Source organism: Moorena sp. SIO3I6, assembly GCF_010672095.1.
Genome location: NZ_JAAHHU010000248.1, coordinates 1 through 6,966, shown reverse-complemented (window position 1 = coordinate 6,966; position 6,966 = coordinate 1). Strand labels below are relative to the sequence as shown.

2 protein-coding genes are annotated in these 6,966 nt (G+C 47.4%); both read right to left on the bottom strand.

The window, feature by feature from the left end; all coding sequences use genetic code 11:
• The coding region (locus F6K49_RS32930; RefSeq protein ID WP_293103405.1) for a type I polyketide synthase at window positions 1-6,138 on the bottom strand (6,138 nt) is incomplete at its 3' end.
• A gap of 425 nt (window positions 6,139-6,563) precedes the next feature.
• Entirely contained in the window at window positions 6,564-6,908 is a 345-nt protein-coding gene (locus F6K49_RS32925) for a hypothetical protein (protein WP_293103402.1), read from the bottom strand.
• Window positions 6,909-6,966 lie beyond the last annotated feature (58 nt).

The following is a 6,966-nucleotide window of genomic DNA, read 5'->3' as shown; positions in this document are numbered from 1 at the left end:
ACTCAATCGGTGATTGTATGACAACCTTCCCGTGTTAGCTGAGAAGCAAATATCCGCTAAGGCTTGCTCCGGATGGCTCTCTAGATGTTGAATGTAGCTCTGGGTTAGCTGGTACAATGCTTCTTCATTCTTGGCAGATAGCCCCAATACATGTAATGGTCTTTCCCACTCTATTTGAGGGTTTTCAGGTAGAGATGGCGCTTCCTCGAGCACCACATGAGCGTTCGTCCCTGTAAATCCAAAGGAACTTACTCCAGCCAATCGACGACCAGATACCTCCCATGGTTTCAGTTCCTGTGGTATCTGTAGCCAAGGCTGCCAGTCAATCTTAGGATTGGGCTGCTGCAAGTGTAGATGAGCTGGCAGAAGTCGATGTTGTAGGGATAACACCACCTTGATTAGTGCCGAGACTCCCGCCGCTGCCTCCAAATGACCAATGTTCGTCTTCACCGAAGCCATCCATAGGGGGTACTCTGGAGTACGTTCCTCTCCCAACACCGCCATGGCTGCATTTACCTCTATCGGGTCTCCCAAGGATGTTCCTGTACCATGAGCCTCCAAATAACTAATCTCACTAGGCTTGACCTGTGCTTGAGCTAGGGCTTGCTTCATCAGTCGTTGTTGCGAGAGTCCATTGGGTACCGTTAACCCACTGCTCGGTCCATCCTGATTTACTGCACTACCCCGAATCAGTGCTAATATCCGGTCTCCATCTGCCTGGGCATCACTCAAACGTTTGAGCAGTACGATACCACAGCCCTCTCCCCGTCCATAGCCATCTGCTGAGATATCAAAGGTCTTACATTGCCCATCGGCGGAAATCATTCTGGCTCTGGAAGTCCCAATATAAGAGTCTGGGGTCAGATGCAGTTTCACTCCTCCCGCCAGAGCCATCTGACATTCTCCCAGTCGCAAACTGTTGCTGGCTTGATGAATTGCCACTAGAGATGAGGAGCAGGCAGTGTCAATCGTTACTGTTGGTCCAGTGAACCCAAAACTGTAAGCCAAACGACCTGCGGCACTGGAGATGTGGGTTCCTGTGCCCACATAGTTGGCTAAGGGACTCTCTGGGGACTGCTGCAAGTGCTGCTGGAGCAACTGTTCGTAGTCATGACCATCATTGCCCACAAACACACCCACAGATGCTTCATCCCGGCGCTCTAACACCTGCCCTGCTTGCTCTAGCGCTTCCCAACTCACTTCTAACAGTAGGCGGTGTTGGGGATCCATTGCCGCTGCTTCACGAGGGGAAATCCCAAAAAAGCTGGGGTCAAATTGCTCTACATCCTCGATAAAGTGACCGTAACGAGTCAGCATCTTTCCTGGAGCATCTGGGTCTGGGTCGTAGTAGGCTTCAATCTGCCACCTCTGTGCTGGAATTTCTTCTCGGGCACTGGTTCCTCCTTGCAGCAACTGCCAGAACTTTTCTGGGTCTGATGCTCCCCCGGGAAACCGACAACTCATGCCAATTATGGCTATGGGTTCATTCCACTCGCTTCTTTTCTGGGGCAACTGAGTATCAGCTGCATCCCCTGAACTTAGCTGCCATACTTCTGAGATGATATAGTTGCTTAGTCTTTCGATGTTGGGAAAATCAAAGGTTAAGGTTGATGGTAGATTTACTGGTAATAACTGGCCAAGTCGATTTCTTAACTCTACTGCCATCAATGAATCCATCCCCAGCTCGAAAAATCCTACTTCTGGGTCGGGTTTGTCTGTCGGTGGTAAGCCTAATACACAAGCGACTTCCTCTTGCAGTGTTTGTCGCAGCAGCCGTTTTCTTTGAGCCTCACTGACTAACAACAATTGTTGCTGTAACTGAGAGCTCCTCTGAGTTGTTGATTGCACCAGGTCTTTCACTTCTGATGGTAGCACCTGAGCGAAGAAATTCAGCTGTGTGGGACTTAACTTTTGACTCAACAACTCCCAGTCAAAAGCTAGCACTCCTAGCTGTCCCCCTGCTCCCAACTGCTGTTCTAGTACTTGCAATCCCTGTTCGGGTTGAATCAGTTTCACTCCCATCATTGCCCATCGCTCTTTTTGGGCTGGGGACATCTGTGCTGCCATACCCACTTCTGACCATGGTCCCCAGTTGAAGCTCAACCCTGGCCAACCTAGACTACGACGATAAGCACACAAACCATCTAGAAATGCATTGGCAGCAGCATAGCTACTCTGAGCAGCACTACCTAACAGACTAGCGGCTGAGGAAAAGCAGATGAAAAAGTCGAGATTCTCATCCTGAGTCAGTCGATGTAGGTTCCAACCTCCCTCCACTTTGGGACTCATCACTTTGACCAAACGCTCCCAACTTTGGTTCTCTAGCAGACCATCATCCCGTACCCCGGCAGCGTGGAGTACCCCTCGTACAGGGGGCATTGTGCTTTGCCATTCTGTCCATGCTTGTCTGAGCTGTGTCCAGTTACTGACATCTATACTTGCTACCTGAATCTTGGCTCCTGCTGCCTCCAGCTCTGCTATTTTCTGCTGTTGGATTTCATTGGTGATTCCCCGCCTTCCTACCAATACCAAGTGGCGGGCTCCCTGTTCCACCCACCGTTGGGCTACTTGCAATCCTAGGGCTCCTAATCCCCCACTGAGCACATAGCTGCTTTGTGAGTTCAGCTTGAGTGATGGTGGGATTTTTTGGTAGCGCACTAACTGAGGCAAATAGCGTTTTCCCATTCGATATGCCACCTGGAGCCCTCCTGGTTGGGTTGCCACTTCTGTGTACACCTGTTGGGCGGCTACCGTCAGCTCCTGGTTTTCTTCGAGGTCGATTAATCCCCCCCACAGTTGGGGCTGTTCCTGGGCAATGACTCGCCCCAGACCCCACAGAGGTGTCTGGCTGATCGCCACAGGGTTAGAGTCCACGGCTTGGGCTTGGCGAGTTACTACCCACAGTTTGGACTGAAATCCCGGTAGTTGGCTGATTACTTGTACCAGCTGTAGTAAGGGCTTGATACTTTGTTGCCAGTTCGTCTGCCAATCCCCATCTTCTGGCAATTCATCACTAGGCTTGTTCAAGTTCCACAAATAGATGATTCCATGAAGCGGTAGAGTCTGGTTCTCAGTCAGTTGACTCAGAACTGTTTCTAACCTTTCCTTGCTCAATTGACTGGGATCTGACTCAAGCCAATGGCATTGATGGCCCTGTTGTGTGAAATACTCAGCTAATTCTGAGGCTAAACCCTTGTTCTCAGCAAGCAACCACCATTGTCCTGGTTGTAGGCTGTCTTGGGATAGTGGGGGTTGAACTTGCCATTCAATTTGAAACAGCAGCTCTGATACAGATGCTTGAGCTACTTGTCGCTGATGTAGTTTGATTAAGGATTCTATTGCCTGTTCTGGGGTGTTCGCTTCCCAAACTGTTGGGCTAGCCTCTAGTTGTTGCAGCAGGGCTTGGGTGTTCCCTTGTTGCAATAGAGTTAATACTTCTGAAGAAGATGCTGGTTGCTTGGTTGGAAGTTGTTCTACCCAGTACCTTTGTCTTTGGAAGGGATATGTCGGTAAGGCTACTTTGTTACGAGTATAATCTCTATCAAAGGCTACCCAGTCTACTTTGACTCCCTGTACATATAACTGTCCTAAACTGGAGAGGAGCTGTTGCCATTCATCTACTCCCTCCCGCAACGATGGTAACCACACACCAAACTCTTCTGGGAGACACTGCCGCCCCATCCCTAATAAAATTGGTTTCGGTCCGATTTCCAGGAAGATTTCATACCCTTTTTGGTGCAAGGTCTCCATACTTTGGGCAAACTTGACTGGTTCTAACACATGATTTACCCAATAGTTGGCTGTGGCAATGCTCTTGTCGGCTGTTACTCCTGTGACATTGGATATTACTGGTATTTTTGGTTGATGGTAGGTGATTTGATTGGCTACTGCTTCAAACTCTGCCAACATTGGTTCCATCAGAGGAGAATGGAAAGCGTGAGATACCTGTAGCCTTTTGGTCTTGATTCCCTCAGTTTCTAATTTGTCACAAATAGTACCAAGATCTTCACTGGCTCCGGAAATCACTATACTTTCTGGTCCATTGATGGCTGCAATCGCTACTCGATCATGTAATGGTGCGATCGCGTCTTTAACCTGCTCCTGTGAGGCCAAAAGTGAAACCATCTCACCGCCAGACGGCAACTGCTGCATTAATTTTCCGCGATGGGCGATTAGTTTGAGACCATCTTCTAAGCTAAAAACCCCAGCTACACAAGCAGCAACATACTCGCCAACACTATGCCCCATGACGGCATTTGGTTTAATACCCCAGGATTTCCAAAGTTGATAGAGGGCATATTCAAAGGCAAATAGGGCCGGTTGGGTATAGGCGGTTTGATCTAAAACAGATGAAAACTGCTCTTCTACTTGAGTAGGATACAGTACCTCTATTAGGGAATGCTCCAGATCCGGGCGCAGAATTTCATTGCACTGCTCGATAGTTTGGCGGAATATGGGTTGGCTGTCGTAGAGTTGGCGTCCCATGTTGAGATATTGGGAGCCTTGACCAGTGAACAAAAAGGCTATCTTGGGCGGCTTTTTGCTTTCCACCTGAGCACTGATCAATCCAGTGGTGTCTTTATGGGCTGCCCAACCACTGAGTTGCTCAACCAACTGCTCCCTTGAGTCAACCACAACAGCAAGGCGGTAATCGAAATGCGATCGCCCTGTATTTGCCGTAAAGCAAATATCTGCCATTGCTAGGTTGGGATTAGCCTTTAGGTGATCTTGATAACCCTGGACTAAATCTTGGAGAGCTGCTTCTGTTTTTGCTGATAGGGTTAATAAATGACAAGAACGCTCTAGTAAATTTTGACTTTTGACTTTTGACTTTTTAATTTCTAAAGGCGCTTCTTCCAACACCACATGGGCATTGGTCCCACCAAAACCAAAGGAACTAACCCCTGCCAATCTGGGTGCTTCTTGGACTGACCAAGGCTGAAGCTCAGTAGGAATTTGAATAGGAGTATTTGCAATTTTAATATAACGGTTTAACTGGTTCAAATGGAGATGGGGTGGAATTTCACCATGTTGTAGGGACAACACCGCCTTAATTAACCCCGCAATGCCCGCAGCAGATTCTAAATGACCAATATTAGTCTTGACTGAACCAATCCAACAAGGTTGATTGGGCTGCCTATCTTCCATCAGCACTGCTTTGAGAGAATTTACCTCAATGGGGTCTCCCAAAGGGGTTCCCGTACCGTGGGTTTCTACATAACTAATCTGTGCTGGTTTAACCCCAGCATTGGCTAAGGCTTGCCGGATCACTGCTTGTTGAGAAGGACCATTGGGAGCTGTTAGTCCATTACTGTGACCATCTTGGTTAACCGCTGAACCTCTAATAATTGCCCGAATATTATCCCCATCCCGGATTGCATCTGCCAGCCGCTTCAGGACAACAACGCCACATCCTTCTCCCCTAACATAACCATCCGCAGCTTGATCAAACGTTTTGCAACGCCCATCTGCTGACATCATCTTAGCCTGGGAGCAAATAATTGTCGGCTCTGGCATAAGAATTAGGTTCACCCCTCCAACCAGGCACAGATCAGATTCCCCTGTTTTCAAACTTTGGCAGCCATAGTGAAGTGCTACTAAAGATGAGGAGCAAGCGGTATCCACAGCCAGACTTGGTCCGCGCAGATTCAGCACATAAGATAAGCGACAAGGAATAATTGATGGGTTTGTTCCAGTTCCACTGTATGCATCTAAGCCTGAAATATCTCTGGGCATAAGCACAGAGTAATCAGAGTTGCTAACACCAACAAAGACCCCGGTATGACTACCAGCTAATCGTTCTGGTGCTATTCCAGCATTTTCCAAGGCTTCCCAAGCCACTTCCAAGATCAGTCTTTGCTGGGGATCCATCTGCTTAGCTTCGCGGGAGGAAACACGAAAAAAGCTGGGTTCAAATCCATCTACTTGTTCTAATAAACCAGCACAGCGGGTATTCATTTTTCCTGGGGTAGCCGGTTCGGGTTCATAAAACGAATCAATATCCCATCGGTCTTTAGGTATCTGAGTGATCCCATCTATCCCATCATGCAGAAGTTGCCAAAACTCTTGTGGTGTTTCAGCCTGAGGAAAACGACAACCAATGCCAACAATTGCTATAGGTGTTGAGTCTGAAATCATCACTACTTACTCAGTGTTTTAAAATACTTTAATTACGCGGTTTAAAACTACTAGTCAATACAAAGATTAAAAGTTTTTTTGCTTACCCAATCAAAGTGCTCCGGGCATTCCTCCCTGCCCACTCAGCAAGGATGGAATATCCTGCACTAAGATCAGATGATTATGGTTTGGTTGTTGGTATCTAGGATAATTATATAGCAATTCTACGACTTTTGAGGTACACAATTTCTAGATTTTAGGGAACAGGGAACAGGGAACAGGGAACAGGGAAGAGATAAGAGGGAATAGCGATGCGCTGCATTAAGAGGTGCGACCCGTGGCGAATTTAATTCTTAATAGGTCAAGCGCACCTAACAGGGAATCAACGTCAAAGAAGACTGTACCTCATGAGTCCTAGAAACGCTATAGTATGTTTCCCATGTCTCTTACTCCACCGAATTAGTCACCAATCTAGAAAACTGATCCAAGGTTTGACGATTAGCTTGCAGGGCTTTGTCAATTGAGCCAGCAGCTGCCATCAATCCCATTTCGCGGTTGACAGGCCAAAGGTAATCAATCTCTTCACAAAAACGCCGACTATTTGATAAGAGATTTTGGTAGTTTTTAAGAGCCACATGAAATCCCTCGTGTTCTTGACAGAAACACTGCTGCATCCAATCAAGCGCTTCTCTTTGGGACATACCAAACACAGGTGATTTCAGGATCTTATAAACAAAATCAAGCGGAGAAAAGTTATCTTTAGACATCACTACAGGTGAAGCACCAGCCATTCGACTAGGGCAATTTTACGGAATTAAATAGACTGTCCAATTAGCGATAAGTTTTTCG

Excerpts from the sequence above, each read along its gene's own strand:
- F6K49_RS32925 (WP_293103402.1), bottom strand. The coding sequence starts at position 6,908 with ATGGCTGGTGCTTCACCTGTAGTGATGTCTAAAGATAACTTTTCTCCG.